Raw genomic sequence first — 13,526 nt, forward strand, 5'->3', positions numbered from 1 at the left:
CCAACGCGGCACTGGCCAGCATCCACGCAGTGTCTCCGGTATTCGGGACACCCATTGACGGGAAACCATCCACTAGCGGCATTCCTCTCGGGGATCTTGAAGCTTGAACTCTGCCCATGCAGAGTGCGCAGCGGATGTTTCCGAGAGAGCGCGTGTGTGTTTCGCGTCTGTTACCGGTTTCGGCGGGCAGGAGCGAAGCGACCCGGGATAGGCGGCGCCCTTACCCCAACAAGGCGTCGACGAAGGCCGGGGGCTCGAATGGGGCCAGATCGTCGGGGCCCTCCCCCAGGCCAACTAGCTTCACCGGCACGCCAAGTTCACGCTGCACGTGAAAAACAATGCCGCCCTTGGCTGTTCCGTCAAGTTTAGTGAGCGCCACCCCGGTGATGTCTACCACGTCAGCGAACACTCGGGCCTGCGCTAAACCGTTCTGCCCAATCGTGGAGTCGAGAACCAGCAGCACCTCATCGACCTCGGCGCGCCGTTCCACGACACGTTTGATCTTGCCCAGCTCGTCCATGAGTCCGGTCTTTGTGTGCAGTCGCCCGGCGGTGTCGATCACCACCACATCGGCACCTTCGCGGATCCCGGCGTCGACGGCGTCGAAGGCGACCGAGGCGGGGTCGGCACCCTCGGCACCCCGCACCACCTGAGCACCCACGCGCTGCCCCCATGCCTGCAACTGGTCGGCCGCTGCGGCACGGAAGGTGTCCGCGGCCCCGAGCACCACCCGGCGTCCGTCGGCGACCAGCACCCGGGCCAGCTTGCCGACCGTGGTGGTCTTGCCCGTGCCGTTCACCCCGACGATAAGCAGCACCGAGGGTTTGTCGTTGTGCGGCAGCGCCTTGATCGACCGGTCGAGGTCGGGCTGCAGCTCATCGATGAGTACCTCGCGCAGCAGAGCCCGCGCCTGTGCCTCGGTGCGCACGCTGCGGGCGGCCATCTCGCTGCGCAGCCTGTCCACGATCGACGTGGTGACCGCGGTGCCGAGGTCGGCGATGAGCAGGGTGTCCTCGACCTCCTCCCACGATTCCTCGTCGAGGTCACCCGCACCCAGCAGGCCCAGCAGGCCCCGGCCCACGGCATTCTGCGAACTGGCCAGCCGTCCCCGCAATCGGTCGAGGCGTCCTGCCACCGGCGCGATCTCATCGAGCACCGCCGCGTGTTGCGGCTCTGGTTCGGCGACTGCCTCGGGCTCTGGTTCGGGCGCCGGTTCGGGTTCGGCGACCGCCTCGGGCTCTGGTTTGGGTGTCGCGGCGGGTTCAGGCTGCGGTTTCGGTTCAGCTGCGGGTTCAGGCAGCTGGACATTGGAGATGGTGCGCCGCGGCGCGTCCCGCGGAACTTCGGCGTCATCGCCCACACTGGGCACGGGAGTTGCCTGCGCTCCGCCCTCACTGAAGGTGATGGTGGACCCGGCGCTGTATCCGCCGGAACGGTCGGCCGGTGTGGCGCCCTCGGTGATCCCCGTGTTTGTGTCGGAACGTGTCAGGCTGATACGACGGGAGCGGTAACGCACCAGTCCGAAGACCAATGCAGCAAAAACCACGACGGCGACGATCGCGATGGCGATCCACACTTCAAAAGGCACCAGGGCATTGTTACAGGAACGCAAGAAGCGCCACATTGACGCCTGCCTGAGCGATCCAGTGCAGTACGTCACCCGAACCACGGGACTGGAACGACTCGACCTGCCTTATATGGCGTTGCCCAATTCCAGCCTCGCCGGGGTTGACCTGTCCACCGAGTTTCTGGGCAAGCGATTGGCCGCTCCTGTTCTCATCGGAGCGATGACCGGCGGCGCGAAACTTTCGGCCACCATCAATCGCAATCTCGCGGCCGCCGCCCAAGAGCTGGGCATCGGCATGATGCTGGGTTCGCAACGGGTGATGCTGGTCGACCCTGACAGCGCGGCGACGTTCGCGGTGCGCGAGGTAGCACCCGACATCCTGCTGATCGGCAACATCGGGCTGGCACAGCTCGGCAACACCGCGGCCGCCGCGCAGCTCAACGACCTGGTGCAGCGGGTGGGGGCGGATGCGCTGGCGGTGCACACCAATCCGCTGCAGGAGGCGGTACAGCCCGGCGGCGACACCGATTTCACCGGTCAGGTGTATCGGCTCGCCGAGCTGACCCACGCGGTCCAATTTCCGGTGCTCCTCAAGGAGGTCGGCCATGGCATCAGTGGCGCCGCAGCGCGCCGCCTCAGCGGATGCCGTCTTGCGGCCATTGATGTCGCCGGCGCGGGCGGCACGTCCTGGGCCCGGGTGGAGCAGTTCGTCAGGTTCGGCGCCATCACCTCTCCCGAGCTCGCCGAATGGGGTATCCCGACAGCCGATGCGCTCGCCGAGGTGCATGCCGAGCTGCCGCACCTGCCTCTCGTCGGCTCGGGCGGCATACGCACCGGGATGGACGCTGCCAAGGCGATCGCACTGGGCGCCAGCGTCGTGTCGGTCGCGCTCCCTCTCTTGGCACCGGCGGTGCAGTCGCCGCAGGCAGTGATCGCCTGGCTCGAACAATTCCTCGACGAGCTGCGCATCGCCATGCACTGTGCCGATGTCAATACGATCGCCCAGCTGCGGCGAGTTTCACTGCGTCCGCGCTCAAGCCCCCGCTAAACAGGCCAGACCCGTCATACACTGCGGGAGTCACACCGTGTTGGCTGTGTTTTGGGTCCCAGGAGGTTCTTGGCATGAATATCCAATTCGGGGGACGTAATAAATTTCGGGCCGTGGCGCGGACCCTTGCGGTCACCGTCGCAGTGTTGTTGATATCGGCCGGCATCGTCCGGGCGCCTGTGGCGCGAGCCGATTCCCTGCTCGATTTCACCGGAACCACCGTCTCGGGCGCGCCCTTCAACGGTGCCAGCCTCAAGGGCAAGCCGGTCGTGCTGTGGTTCTGGGCCGCCTATTGCCCGTTCTGCAACGGCGAGGGACCGCATGTGAGTGCGGTATCGGCGGCTAATCCCCGCGTCACCTTCGTCGGCATCTCCGGCCGCGGTTCGGTGGGAGAAATGGAGGGATTCATTTCGCGCTACAACCTTCACTTCACCAACCTCAACGACGCCGACGGTTCGTTGTGGCGGCAGTTCGGTGTGCCCTGGCAGCCGGCCTACCTGTTCATCAACTCCAACGGCACCTCGGACTTTGTGAACAACCCGACATCGTCGATGTCCGAACAGGAGCTCAGCGACCGGGTGAAGGCACTGACCTGACCTCACTTGCCTTTGCAGCCGGGCTGATCGCCGCGCTCAACCCGTGCGGATTCGCCTTATTGCCGGTCTATCTCGCCCTTGTGGTGCGCGGACCCGGTGCCGAAATCGGCAAGTCGCGGGCTTTGGCTCGCGCGGTCATCGCCACCGTGGTGATGGCAGCCGGATTCGTCGCGGTCTTCACCGTTTTCGGGTTGTTGACGGTGTCGGTGGCGTCCGTGGTGCAGCGGTATCTGCCGTTTGTGACGGTGGTCTTCGGAATCGGCCTGGTGATCCTCGGCCTGTGGCTGTTGTCCGGCCGCGACATCATCGCGCTCATGCCCAAGGTGCTGGATGCCAATGCCCCCACCACCCGGCTGGGCTCCATGTTCGGCTACGGCGTGGGATACGCGGTGGCCTCGTTGTCCTGCACCATCGGCCCCTTCCTGGCAGTCACCAGTACCACCTTTGAAAGCGGCTCCCTGTTCGACGGTGTCATGGTCTATCTGGCGTACGCCTCCGGTATCACCCTGGTGGTAGGCACGCTGGCCGTGTCCACCGCATTGGCAAGCACGGTCCTGCTGAACGCCATGCGGCGCGCATTGCCCTATCTGAATCGGATCAGCGGCGCCATCCTTCTGGTGGTCGGCGCCTACGTGGGCTATTACGGCAGCTACGAGGTCAGGCTGTTCCACGCCAACGGCAACCCCGACGACCCGATCATCAACGCGGCCGGGAAGATTCAGCGCACAATCTCAGGCTGGGTGTATCTGCACGGCGCCTGGCCGTGGTTGTTCATCCTCGGGTTGGTGGCGGTCGGCGCGGCCATTTGGTGGCGTAATACCGCGAAGGAATAGCTCATCGGGCGTAGCATCATATGCATGACTAGCAATGAGACCGTCGCGCCCGAGACCTCTGCGAGCTGCGACAACCCGAACTGCACCTGCACCAACTGTCAGTGTGGGGCCAATTGCTCCTGCGGCTCCGATAAGTAGCTTCTGGGAATACTCACGGCGCACACGCGCGTTCGCCGTGAGGTGACCACACCAGAGTTCGCACCGTACGGCTTCTTCACCCTCTACTCGGCGGTGGACGCAGATCTCTTGCGCGCTGTCGAGGATCTGGGATTCGACACAGCGTGGCTGGGTGGTTCGCCTCCCGCCGATTTACCGTGGGTCGATCCGTTGCTGTCCGCGACCGAGCGGATCCGGATCGTGACGGCGATCGTGAACATCTGGTCCGCGCCCGCTCGCGAGGCCGGCGCATCGTGGCAGCGCATCGAGGCCGCCCATCCCGGACGGTTCATTCTGGGCATTGGCGCCGGCCACCCGGAAATCGACAGCGGCGTCGCCTACAAGCCGTACACCGGACTCGTCGACTACCTCAATGTTCTCGACGAAGTCGGTGTGCCCCAGGAGGGCCGGGCACTCGCCGCGCTGGCCGAGAAGTCGCTCAAACTTGCCGTAGACCGCTCCGCGCTGGCCCACCCATATCTCACAACCCCCGCGCATACCCGTTGGGCACGTGAACTTCTGGGACCCGACGCGATCATCGTGCCGGAGCAGAAAGTGGTACTCACCACCGATGCCGACGAGGCCCGCGCGCTCGGCCGCCAGGCCCTGGACGTGTACCTCGGCCTGACCAACTACCTGACCATGCTGGAGCGTTTCGCGGGCAGCAAGGAGGATCTGGTCAAGCCCGGTAGCGACAAACTGGTCGATGCCCTCGTCGCCTACGGCACTCCGGAACAGATCGCGGGCCGGCTGCAGGAGCACCGGGATGCCGGTGCCACCCAGGTGGCCATCCAGGTATTGGGTGATCCCGCCAAACGCGCTGAGGCGCTAGGTGTTTTGGCTCGCGAGCTGAGTCTCTAGGCCGCGCATACGCTGCGAGACCACCTGCGTGATGCCGTCATCGCGCATGCTGACGCCGTAGAGCGCGTCCGCGACCTCCATCGTCGGCTTCTGGTGCGTGATCACGATGAGCTGCGACTTCTCCCGCAGTTGCTCGAACAGTCCGATCAGGCGCTGCAGGTTGACGTCGTCGAGCGCGGCTTCGACCTCGTCCATCACATAGAAGGGTGAGGGCCGCGCGCGGAAGATCGCCACCAGCATGGCGACCGCGGTCAGTGACTTCTCGCCACCGGAGAGCAGTGACAGGCGCTTGACCTTCTTACCCGGGGGGCGCGCCTCCACTTCGATACCGGTGGTGAGCATGTCGTTGGGGTCGGTGAGTACCAACCGGCCTTCACCACCGGGGAACAACGACGAGAACACGCCCTTGAACTCGTGTTCCACATCGGCATACGCCTCGGTGAAGACCTGCAGAATGCGCGCGTCGACGTCGGCGACGACATCGAGCAGATCCTTGCGGGCCGCCTTGACATCCTCGAGCTGCGTGGACAGGAAGTTGTAGCGCTCCTCCAGAGCCGCGAACTCTTCCAGGGCAAGAGGATTCACCTTGCCGAGCTCGCGTAGGTCCTTCTCGGCGCGCTTGGCGCGGCGCTCCTGAGTGTCCCGGTCGAACGGCATGGGCTGCGGCGCGCTCACCTGCTCACCACGCTCGCGGGCCTGCTCGTATTCGTCTAGTTCCTGCTGCGAGGGCGGCAACTCGACATGCGGACCGTACTCGGCGATGAGGTCGTCGGCGGCCATACCGAACTGTTCGAGTACCTGCTCGGAGAGCTGCTCGATGCGCAGGGCCGCTTGGGCTTTGGCAACTTCATCGCGATGCAGCGCATCGGTCAGACGCGCCAGGCTTTGCGTGTGTTCGCGGACTTCCTCACGCACCGCACCCATCGCGGCGGTGTGTTGCGCGCGGGTCGCGCCGAGCAAGTCCCGACGCGCGGACGCCGCGGCGACCACGTGTTCAAGGCGAGCCGCAACCAACCGTCCCGACTCGGCCACCGCGGCCGCCACCGCGGCCGCCCGCATCCGGCTGGCCGCCGCTCGCTCAGCCCGCACACGCGCCTCGCGCTCGGCCGTCGCGGCACGGCGCAACGAATCAGATTTACCGCGAACGGAATTCACCCGTTCCTCGGAGGTACGTACCGCCAGGCGCGCCTCGATCTCAACCGAACGCGCCTCTTCCAGTTCGATGGCCATGTCGTCGCGGTCAATCGGCTCGTCATCGAACAGGTTGGGCGCCTCTTCGGCATTGCGCAGCCGCGACTCGACCTCAGCCAGCTCCTCCATCGTCTTGGCGCGGCCCAGTTCGAGCTGATCACGTTGCAGGGTGAGCTTTTTCACCTCGTCGGAGGCAACACGGACGTCTTGGCCGACCCGGCCCAGCTGCTCATACACCGCGGAGATGGCCGCATCGGATTCATTGAGAGCGGCCAGTGCCTGCTCGGCGGTGTCCTGACGGGCGGTCTGCTCTGCCAGCGCGCCGGCCAGCGCGGCGGAAATCTCGCCCACCTGAGTCTCGGTGGCCCGCAGTTCTTCCCCCGCAGCCTCGATGGCGGCCTGGACCTCCAGCGTGCTCTGCTTTTTGTCGGAGCCGCCGGCAACCCACCCGGCGCCCACCCGGTCGCCGTCGATGGTCACGGCCCGCAGCAATGGGTTGGCCAGCACCACTTCGATGGCGGCGCCCAGCTCATCGACGACCACCACCGAGGCCAGCATCGCCGACACCGCCGTGGCCAACCGTTCGGGCGCCTCCACCAGATCGGCCGCCCAGTGCGCCCCGGGCGGCAGAGCGATCGCCGGACGTGTGTGCGTGTGTGCGGGCCAGTCGCCGAACACAATCGCTGCTCGACCGCCGTCGGAAGCCTTCAGTGCGGCCACCGCCGCCTGCGCCGCGGCGGGATTCTCGGCAGCCACCGCGTCCGCGGCCGGGCCCATCGCGGTCGCTATGGCGCCCTGATAACCGGGCCGCACCTTGACCAGCTGCGCGATAGATCCGAAAATTCCTGCACCACTGCGATTCTCAGCGAGCCAGGCCGAGCCGTCCTTGCGTTCCAGGCCAATGGCCAGCGCGTCGATACGAGCCTTGAGCGAGGCGATCTGCCGTTCGGCCTGCCTTTCGGCCGACTGCAGCTCTGCCACGCGTTCATTGGCGATCGACAACGCCGAGACCGAGCGCTCGTGGTGCTCGTCCAGTCCGACCTCGCCCTGGTCCAGCTCGGCCACCCGCGCCTTGACCGTGTCGAACTCGGTCTGTGCGACCTCGCCGCGCACCGTCGCCTCCCCGATCGCATCGGTGAGTCGCTGCGCCTGACCGTCAATCGATTCCAGTCGCGTGCGCATCGTGTCGACCTGACCGGTAAGCCGGGCCAGGCCCTCACGGCGGTCCGCCTCGGCGGCGACAGCGGCCAGGTGCTGGCGCTGCGCCTGGGCGACGGCAGCCTCCTTGGCCGACAACTCGGCCTTCGCCATGGTCAGCTGCTCGGTGACCGTTTCCAGCTGCGCGATCAGCAGTCGTTCCTGCTCGGCCACGCGCTCCGCCTGCGCCTCCAGCTCTTCGGGATCCGGTCCGGTCGGCGCGGCCACCACTTCATCGAGGTGGCTGGCCCGCTCGCCGGCGATCCGGACCGTGGCGCTGACCCGTTCGGCGAGCGCCGAGAGCCGGAACCAGGTCTGCTGGGCCAACTCGGCCTGCGGCATGAGCTCGCTCAGTGCCGTCTCGTGCTCGGTCAGCAGGGCGGTGGCCACGTCGAGCTTCTCGCTGATCTCCGCGTGTTGCTTGCGCAGCGCCGTCTCGGCATCGTTGGTTCCGTCGAAGTCCGCCCGGCGAGTCACCAGGTCATCGGCGGCCAGACGCAGTCGTGCATCGCGCAGATCGGCCTGCACTGTGGCGGCGCGGCGCGCAACTTCCGCTTGGCGGCCAAGAGGTTTGAGTTGACGACGTAACTCGGTGGTGAGGTCGGTGAGCCGGGCCAAGTTGGCGGCCATCGACTCAAGCTTGCGAACCGCTTTTTCCTTGCGCTTACGGTGCTTGAGCACACCGGCCGCTTCCTCGATGAAGGCGCGACGATCCTCCGGCCGCGATTCCAGGATCTGCGACAGGCGCCCCTGCCCAACGATGACGTGCATTTCCCGGCCGATACCCGAGTCAGACAGCAGCTCCTGGACGTCCATCAGCCGGCAGCTCTGGCCGTTGATTTCGTACTCACCGGCGCCGTCCCGGAACATCCGACGGGTGATCGACACCTCGGAGTATTCGATCGGCAGCGCATGGTCGGAGTTGTCGATCGTCAGGGTCACTTCGGCACGCCCCAACGGAGCGCGGGTCGACGTCCCCGCGAAAATGACGTCTTCCATCTTGCCGCCGCGCAGGGCCTTGGCGCCCTGTTCGCCCATCACCCAGGACAGGGCATCCACAACATTGGACTTACCCGAACCATTGGGGCCGACGACGCAGGTGATACCCGGCTCCAGACGCAGAGTCGTCGGCGAAGCAAAGGACTTGAAGCCCTTCAGCGTCAGACTCTTGAGGTGCACAGCGGGCCAGAATACCGGTCTTGGCGCTAACGCTCGCTAAACCCGGAAACAGGCTCGCCGGGCTGCTGCCAGCTATCCACCACAAGATCTACGCGACCTGGCGTTTCACCGCTGTTCAACTTGGCAAGCAGCTGTTCACACTCGACCTTGCCCCCTTGCGCGACGACGTGTACCCGGCCGTCGCGTGCGTTCGCGGCATATCCGGTCAGGCCGAGTTCAAGGGCGCGGGATCGCACCCACCAGCGGAACCCGACTCCCTGGACATGTCCGTGCACCCAGGCGTCAAGGCGGACCTCAGGACTCAATACTGAAGTTCACCTCGGCTCCGGCTTTCAGGGTGCGCCCCACCGTGCAGACCTGGTCGACGGCACGTTCCACGACGGTCAGGACCCGCGCGCGTTCCTCGGGTGTGAGCGCGCTGAGATCGATGACCATCTTCTCGTCGAGCACCGGGTAGCGCTCCTGCTCCCGATCGGCCGGGCCGCTGACGTCGATGCGCACCTGGTAGTCCTCGCCCAGGCGGCGGGCCAGGGGCTGGTCGCTAGACATCCCGCTACAGGCCGCAAGCGCGATCTTGAGCAGCTCACCGGGGGTGAACACCCCGTCGACAGTCTCTGATCCGATCAGCACTTCGGCACCCCGGGAGCTATGTCCCGTGTAGCGCCGATTGCCCGTACGCTCTACCCATAATGACGTCACGCCCGCAATGCTATGTAATCGCCGCCATCACGGCCGCGATGGCTTTCTGCGCCTCATTTTTCTCGGCGCCAACTGCCGCGGCGGAGCCCATAGTGGCGCTAGAGTCACTCTTGCTGCGTCCGTACAGCGAGGTACGGGCGCAGTTGTTGTCTGGTTCGTGGGCGCCTCGCATCGAGGAGCTGGTGTACATCCCGCCCGGCGATCCCAAGATCGTGCCGACGTCCGCCATGCGGCAGACCTTCACGGTGGTCGATACCTGCTTCACCAAACGGATCACTCCGATGGGTATCTACCTTCTGCTGGCCTCACCGGAAACTGTTGAGAAGGTCGGCGCCGACAATTTCCGGGCCACCTACGGTCAGTTGGTGCCCAAGTACCGCCCGGGTTGCGATCCCGACGTCCAACAGATCGACCTGGGCCGCCCGCCCTTCTGACCTATCACTCCTGGAAGCGGTACCCCATCCCCGCCTCGGTGAGCAGGTGTTTCGGATGAGCCGGATCGATCTCCAGTTTGCGTCGTAGCTGCGCCAGATACACACGTAGATAGTGAGTTTCGGAGCTGTACGCCGGGCCCCAGACCTCGTGGAGCAGCTCCTTCTGCCCGACGAGTTTTCCGCGGTTACGCACCAGCACCGCCAGCATCGACCATTCGGTAGGCGTCAGATGCACTTCCCTGCCATCGCGAATCACCTTGTGCGACGAAAGATCCACGTCGAATGTTTCGGTGCGGACCACCGGTTCGGCGCTGTCCGGTGTGCCGCGGCGCACCGCCGCCCGCAGCCGGGCCAGGAATTCGTCCATGCCAAAAGGTTTGGTCACATAGTCGTCGGCACCCGCATCGAGTGCCTCCACCTTGTCCGCCGAATCGGTGCGCGCCGATAGCACGATCACCGGAACTTCGGTCCAGCCGCGCAGCCCGGCGAGTACCTCGGTGCCGTCCATATCCGGCAACCCGAGATCCAGAATGACCACCTCGGGCTGGGTCTCGGCAGCCGCACGCAGAGCACCCGCCCCGGACGAGGCCGTCACCACCTCATAACCGCGCGCCGACAGGTTGATCCGCAAGGCGCGCAGGATCTGCGGCTCGTCGTCAACCACCAGCACCCGAGTCATCGCAGCACCCCGACACTCGGTAGATCGACGATCATGGTCAAACCGCCGCCTGCCGTGTCGGTCGCGTTCACCGTGCCCTCCATTGCTTCCACAAAACCCTTGACTACCGAGAGACCCAGCCCCACACCCACTGTGTTGTCACGATCGCCGAGCCGCTGGAAGGCTTCGAAGGCCGCACCGCGTTTGGATGCCTCCAGCCCCTTTCCGTGGTCGGCGACAATCACCAGTGTGCGGTCTTCCACTTCCTCGGAACTAACCGTCACTTCCGACTGCGAGTATCGCAGCGCATTGTCGACAAGGTTGGCCAACACGCGTTCGAGAAGACCCGGATCGGCCCGGACCACCGCACCATTCAGGTCCAGCCGCACCCGCTTGCGATCATTCTCGGTGGCGCCGAGTAGCGCGCGATGGGCGATTTCCTCGACATACACCGGCACGGCACTGGGCTTGACTACCCCCGCAGCCAGCCGCGACGAGTCCAGTAGATTACCTACCAGTGCGGTGAGTTGGTCGGTCGACTCCTCCACGGTGGCAAGTAGTTCGGCGGTGTCCTCTGGCGAGAACTCGATGTCCGGACTGCGCAGGCTCGACACAGCGGCCTTCACGGCGGCGAGCGGGGTCCGCAAATCATGGCTCACCGCAGATAACAGGGCCCGCCGCAGCCGGTCTGCCTCGGCAAGGGCAGAGGCCTGCGACGCTTCCTCGGCCAGCCGTGCCGAACGAACCAAACCGACCGCCGTTCCGGCGACCACCTGCAGCACCCGTGCGTCGGCGGAGGGCACCGGTGGCCCATTGAGCGCCAATGCGTACGCACCATCGTCAACCCGGAACACCGAGTCGGCCTCGGACTCCCGCGTGGGCGCGTGCTCTCCCACGCTAGCCACGGCCGGTCCCTCCGCACACAGCAGACTCACCGCAGTCTGGTTATAAGTCGTACGCACCCGCTCCAGAAGGGCCGAGAGATCCGAATTCACCAGGACACCACCGGCGAAGAGTGCCAACAACTCCGCTTCACGGGAGGCTCGCCGAGCCTGCCGTGCCCGGGTGGCCGCGGCGTCGACCAATGCCGCGACCGCGACGGCGGTGACCATGAGCACCAGGATGGTCAGTGCGTTGTCGGTCTCGCCGATGGTGAAGCTGTACCGCGGTGAGACAAAGAAGAAGTTGAGCAACAACCCGGAGATGATGGCCGACACCAGCGCGGTCGACACGCCACCGAGCAGGGAAACCCCCAGCACCGCAATGAGAAACAGCGCGCTCTTACTGGCCACACCCAAGTACTCGTCGAGGAAGTACATGCCCAACGCCGCTGCCGGCGGCACCAGGATGGCCGCCAGCCAGTTGATGACGAGCCGCTTGCGACCCTGCGACGGCACCGCCAGGTTGCGGAACCGTGCAGGTGTCCCGTCACCGTGCGTCACCATGTGTACGTCAATGGGGCCGGATTCTCGGATGACGGCGGTACCTACCCCTTCGTCGAAGATCCGAGCCCATCGGGAGCGCCGAGACGTGCCCAGCACCAGCTGGGTGGCGTTGACTCCGCGCGCAAATTCCAACAGCGTCTGCGGTACGTCGTCTCCGGTGACGGTCTGCACCGACGCCCCAATATCGTTGGCCAGTCGGCGTACCCGCGCCATGACCGCGGTGGATGCCCCGACCAGTCCGTCGCCCCGCACCACGTGGACTACCAGGAGTTCGGCGCTCGACTTGGCGGCGATACGGCTTGCCCGGCGTACCAGGGTCTCCGATTCAGGCCCCCCCGTGACCGCGACGACTACACGCTCACGTGCCTCCCAGGTTTTGGTGATCCTGTTATCCGAACGGTATTTGGCAAGCGCGGCGTCCACCTGGTCGGCGAGCCACAGCAGCGCCAGCTCGCGCAGCGCCGTCAGATTGCCTGTCCGGAAGTAGTTACTCAGCGCCGAGCCCACCTTCTCGGGCGCATAAACGTTGCCGTGAACCATCCTGCGCCGCAGTGCCTCCGGCGTGATGTCCACGAGCTCAACCTGCTCGGCACGTCGCACGACCGCATCGGGGACGGTCTCGCGCTGCACGATTCCGGTGATCTGTTCGACAACGTCGTTCAGGCTTTCCAGGTGCTGCACATTGATGGTGGTCAGCACATCGATCCCGGCGTCCAGGATCTCGTCGATATCCTGCCAACGCTTGGGATTCCGGCTGCCGGGCACGTTGGTGTGCGCCATCTCGTCGATGAGCACCAGCGCCGGATCCCGGGCGATCACCGCATCGACATCCAGTTCGTACATGACGGTTCCGCGGTACACCATCTCCTTGGGCGGGATGATCTCCAGCCCGTCAAGCATCTCAGCGGTCTTGGTACGACCGTGCGTCTCGACGGTCGCCGCGACGACATCGGTGCCACGCCCAGCGCGCCGGTGCGCCTCGTTGAGCATGGCGTAGGTCTTCCCTACTCCGGGCGCGGCCCCCAGGTAGATCCGCAGTGTCCCGCGCGGCAAAGTTTCTCCTTCATCAGCATGCAGGGCCAGTGAGGCCCAACGCCACGTTCAACGTCGGAACGTTGACGCGCGGCTGTCCCAGAATGCCCCATTGGCGCGGCGAGGTGTGAGCATCCACGAGCTCTTTTACCCGAGCCTGGCTTAGTCCTGTCGCCGCCGCGACCCGCGGTACTTGCAGCGCCGCGTACTCCGGACTGATATCAGGGTCCAAGCTGGAGCCCGATCCGGTCACCGCATCGGCGGGAATCCCCGTGGGATTAACGCTCTCGCGCTGCGCGATGGTGGCGCGACGCGTTTCGATGTCAGCCTTCAGCTTCTCGCTGTTGGGCCCCTGGTTGGAGGGAAGCCCGGCGGCGGGGTCACCACTGGCCCTCGTGTGGAAGTAAGGGTCCGTACTGGAAGCCTGCGGGTCCACACCGATGATGGACGATCCGACCACGCAGCCGTTCTTATCCTTGAGCGGAGAGCCCTCGGCGGAGTTCGAGTCGATGCGTCCGAACACCCACACCGCAGCCGGATATGCAATGCCCAGCACCACGGTCAGGGCCAATAGCACTATCAGGCCTGCCACACACTGACGCAGCCATGCGATTGAGATCTTCGTCATTA

General features: G+C 65.5%; 12 protein-coding genes. 5 read left to right on the top strand and 7 right to left on the bottom strand.

Annotation, left to right across the window (positions count from 1 at the left end; all coding sequences use genetic code 11):
• Positions 1-220 precede the first annotated feature (220 nt).
• Positions 221-1,624 (bottom strand): signal recognition particle-docking protein FtsY, encoded by a 1,404-nt coding sequence (ftsY, locus tag AOT87_RS16265; protein WP_078322841.1) that lies wholly within the window; start codon positions 1,622-1,624, stop codon positions 221-223.
• Positions 1,625-1,646: 22 nt separating this feature from the next.
• On the opposite strand from ftsY, the gene fni reads away from it, so the two are divergent.
• From fni to AOT87_RS16285, 4 genes are all read left to right on the top strand, one after another.
• Positions 1,647-2,615 carry a type 2 isopentenyl-diphosphate Delta-isomerase gene (gene fni / locus AOT87_RS16270; RefSeq protein ID WP_057967644.1) on the top strand — a complete coding sequence of 323 codons (969 nt, stop codon included), beginning with the start codon at positions 1,647-1,649 and terminating at the stop codon, positions 2,613-2,615.
• 74 nt (positions 2,616-2,689) lie between these two features.
• The gene (locus tag AOT87_RS16275; RefSeq protein WP_030094051.1) at positions 2,690-3,211 is read left to right on the top strand and encodes a protein disulfide oxidoreductase; all 522 of its coding nucleotides are present in this window, start codon (positions 2,690-2,692) and stop codon (positions 3,209-3,211) included.
• Positions 3,208-4,044, top strand: coding sequence for a cytochrome c biogenesis CcdA family protein (locus AOT87_RS16280; RefSeq protein WP_227457877.1), 837 nt, complete (start codon positions 3,208-3,210; stop codon positions 4,042-4,044). The genes AOT87_RS16275 and AOT87_RS16280 overlap by 4 nt, the downstream gene beginning before the upstream one ends.
• Positions 4,045-4,224: 180 nt before the next feature.
• Complete coding sequence (locus AOT87_RS16285) at positions 4,225-5,061, top strand: TIGR03620 family F420-dependent LLM class oxidoreductase (protein ID WP_057967645.1); 837 nt, start codon at positions 4,225-4,227, stop codon at positions 5,059-5,061.
• On the opposite strand, the gene smc is transcribed toward AOT87_RS16285, so the two are convergent.
• The 3 genes from smc to AOT87_RS16300 are packed head-to-tail and all read right to left on the bottom strand — an operon-like array spanning position 5,029 to position 9,327.
• Positions 5,029-8,628: a chromosome segregation protein SMC gene (smc, locus tag AOT87_RS16290; protein ID WP_057967646.1), complete on the bottom strand. Its 3,600-nt coding sequence runs from the start codon at positions 8,626-8,628 to the stop codon at positions 5,029-5,031. The genes AOT87_RS16285 and smc overlap by 33 nt on opposite strands.
• 26 nt (positions 8,629-8,654) lie before the next feature.
• Positions 8,655-8,933, bottom strand: a complete 279-nt coding sequence (locus tag AOT87_RS27920; RefSeq protein WP_081343369.1) for an acylphosphatase — start codon at positions 8,931-8,933, stop codon at positions 8,655-8,657.
• Positions 8,923-9,327, bottom strand: a complete 405-nt coding sequence (locus tag AOT87_RS16300; RefSeq protein WP_044103998.1) for an OsmC family protein — start codon at positions 9,325-9,327, stop codon at positions 8,923-8,925. The genes AOT87_RS27920 and AOT87_RS16300 overlap by 11 nt, the downstream gene beginning before the upstream one ends.
• On the opposite strand from AOT87_RS16300, the gene AOT87_RS16305 reads away from it, so the two are divergent.
• Positions 9,318-9,761 carry a hypothetical protein gene (locus tag AOT87_RS16305; protein WP_030094057.1) on the top strand — a complete coding sequence of 148 codons (444 nt, stop codon included), beginning with the start codon at positions 9,318-9,320 and terminating at the stop codon, positions 9,759-9,761. The genes AOT87_RS16300 and AOT87_RS16305 overlap by 10 nt on opposite strands.
• Positions 9,762-9,765: 4 nt before the next feature.
• Here the strand turns inward: AOT87_RS16305 and AOT87_RS16310 are convergent, their stop codons facing one another.
• The 3 genes from AOT87_RS16310 to AOT87_RS16320 are packed head-to-tail and all read right to left on the bottom strand — an operon-like array spanning position 9,766 to position 13,524.
• The gene (locus tag AOT87_RS16310) at positions 9,766-10,440 is read right to left on the bottom strand and encodes a response regulator (RefSeq protein WP_030094058.1); all 675 of its coding nucleotides are present in this window, start codon (positions 10,438-10,440) and stop codon (positions 9,766-9,768) included.
• Positions 10,437-12,917, bottom strand: a complete 2,481-nt coding sequence (locus AOT87_RS16315; protein ID WP_078322835.1) for a sensor histidine kinase KdpD — start codon at positions 12,915-12,917, stop codon at positions 10,437-10,439. Before AOT87_RS16315 ends, AOT87_RS16310 begins: the two co-directional genes overlap by 4 nt.
• A gap of 13 nt (positions 12,918-12,930) precedes the next feature.
• Positions 12,931-13,524: a potassium-transporting ATPase subunit C gene (locus tag AOT87_RS16320; RefSeq protein WP_057967648.1), complete on the bottom strand. Its 594-nt coding sequence runs from the start codon at positions 13,522-13,524 to the stop codon at positions 12,931-12,933.
• Positions 13,525-13,526 lie beyond the last annotated feature (2 nt).

This window comes from Mycobacteroides sp. H003 (assembly GCF_001440135.1).
Taxonomy (GTDB): domain Bacteria; phylum Actinomycetota; class Actinomycetes; order Mycobacteriales; family Mycobacteriaceae; genus Mycobacterium; species Mycobacterium gwanakae.